Genomic DNA, 1,859 nt, shown 5'->3' with positions numbered 1-1,859 from the left:
GGTGCGCCTGGCGGCGCACGTTTCTAACGGGTTAAAGTCCCGAATCCGCCCGGTAGTGGGAAGGATATAGCCGAAGGCAAGGGTGTCCATCGTGAGGTGGAATCTGAAGGAAGCCGGATGTGGGAACAGACTAACCACGGGCAAATCTCTGGTCTGACGAACAGAAATCTCATATAAGGTTATGCATGAGGGTAAGACTGCCACCCAAGTCAAAGCCCAATAACTACACGGAATCCTGCGTGATAAATGAGGCAGATGGATGGAGAGGAAGAAACGTGTGGTACCCAGGGAGGTCTGTGCGGTACGCCTTGAAAGAGGTAACCATTGCATAAAGCAATGCTGAACGCACAGAAGTCAGCAGAGGTCATAGTAGCCGAGAGGTGAAGGACCGAATCAGTAGGAGTCTTAAGTATGACCGAGAAAGGAGGAATGACCGTCTATGGCAGAAAACATTGAAAACAATGGCTGTTCGCAGAGAGATAGTGCGGAACACGAAGGGTATGCAAAAGCGTCTAGGTCATTCAATCGGATATGGAAAGAAAGAGACAGTGCACAGCCGAGACTTTTGGAAGCGATACTGTATAAAGACAACTTTAACAGAGCGTATAAGAGAGTCAAGGCAAACAAGGGAGCGCCAGGAATTGATGGCATGACCATTGAGGAGGCTCTTCCATATCTAAAGGAACATCAACAAGAGATAACCGACCGCATTTATCGTGGAAAGTATACTCCGTCTCCAGTAAGACGAGTTGAGATTCCCAAACCAGATGGTGGTGTGCGAAAGCTTGGCATACCAACAGTGGTAGACCGTACACTTCAACAGGCAATAACCCAACAGTTAGTGCCAATCTATGAACCGCTGTTTGCAGAGGGTAGCTATGGCTATCGTCCGAACAGAAGTGCAAAAGACGCAATACTTAAGGTTAAGGAGTATGCCGAACAAGGCTATACATTTGCTGTAGTCCTTGACTTGTCAAAGTACTTCGATACTCTTAATCACGAAATTCTCATCAATCTTCTCCGAAAGAATGTAAAAGATGAACGTGTAGTACAGCTGATAAAGCGCTATCTGAAGAGCGGTGTAATGGAAAACGGAGTAGTCATTGACACAGAGGAAGGCTCGCCACAAGGTGGAAATCTATCACCGTTGCTGGCAAATGTCTACCTCAATGAGTTCGACCAAGAATTCTTGAAAAGAGGTGTTCCATGCATAAGATATGCAGATGACATCGTGCTTCTTGCAAAGAGCAAGCGAGCATCAGAGAGACTCTTGGAAAGCAGTACAAAATATCTTGAGGAGAGGCTGAAACTTACAGTCAACCGAGAAAAGAGCCGTACTGTCAGCGTGTTTGCAATCCGAAATTTTAAATTCCTTGGCTTTGCATTGGGAAGGAACGGAAAAGGCATTTATGTCCGAGTTCATACGAAGTCATGGAAGAAGTTCAAGTCCAGACTGAAGGAGTTATCTTCCCGTAAGCGATGTCAGTCAATCAAGCCAAGCCTTGGGAAAATCAAGGTGTATGCGAGGGGATGGCTTAACTATTACGGAATTGCAAGTATGAAGAACAACATAGATGACGTCAACGGATGGCTCTATCACAGAATACGTATGTGTATATGGAAACAATGGAAATTGCCCAGAACAAAGAAGAGAAATCTGATAAAAATGGGAATCCATGAATATTATGCGAACATGGCGGCAAACTGTCGAAGGGGACACTGGTATTGTGCTAATCTGACGACAGTTAAGAAAGCCATGACAAAAGAAAGACTGATAAACAGTGGCTTCTATGATTTAGCCACAGCCTATCAGTCTGTGCACGTCAACTATTGAAACCGCCGTGTACCGAACGGTACGC

At 45.5% G+C, this 1,859-nt stretch carries 1 protein-coding gene; it reads left to right on the top strand.

Annotation, left to right across the window (positions count from 1 at the left end; genetic code table 11):
• The first annotated feature begins 439 nt into the window (after positions 1-439).
• Positions 440-1,834 carry a group II intron reverse transcriptase/maturase gene (ltrA, locus tag ABHC48_RS20455; protein ID WP_347506059.1) on the top strand — a complete coding sequence of 465 codons (1,395 nt, stop codon included), beginning with the start codon at positions 440-442 and terminating at the stop codon, positions 1,832-1,834.
• Positions 1,835-1,859: the final 25 nt, after the last annotated feature.

The sequence above is a fragment of the Ruminococcus sp. 1001136sp1 genome, assembly GCF_039841815.1.
GTDB lineage: Bacteria > Bacillota > Clostridia > Lachnospirales > Lachnospiraceae > Blautia_A > Blautia_A faecis.
Note: the sequence above shows the minus strand (reverse complement) of the source record. Positions and strands in the feature narration are given on the sequence as shown.

Excerpts from the sequence above, each read along its gene's own strand:
- ltrA (WP_347506059.1), top strand. The coding sequence starts at position 440 with ATGGCAGAAAACATTGAAAACAATGGCTGTTCGCAGAGAGATAGTGCG.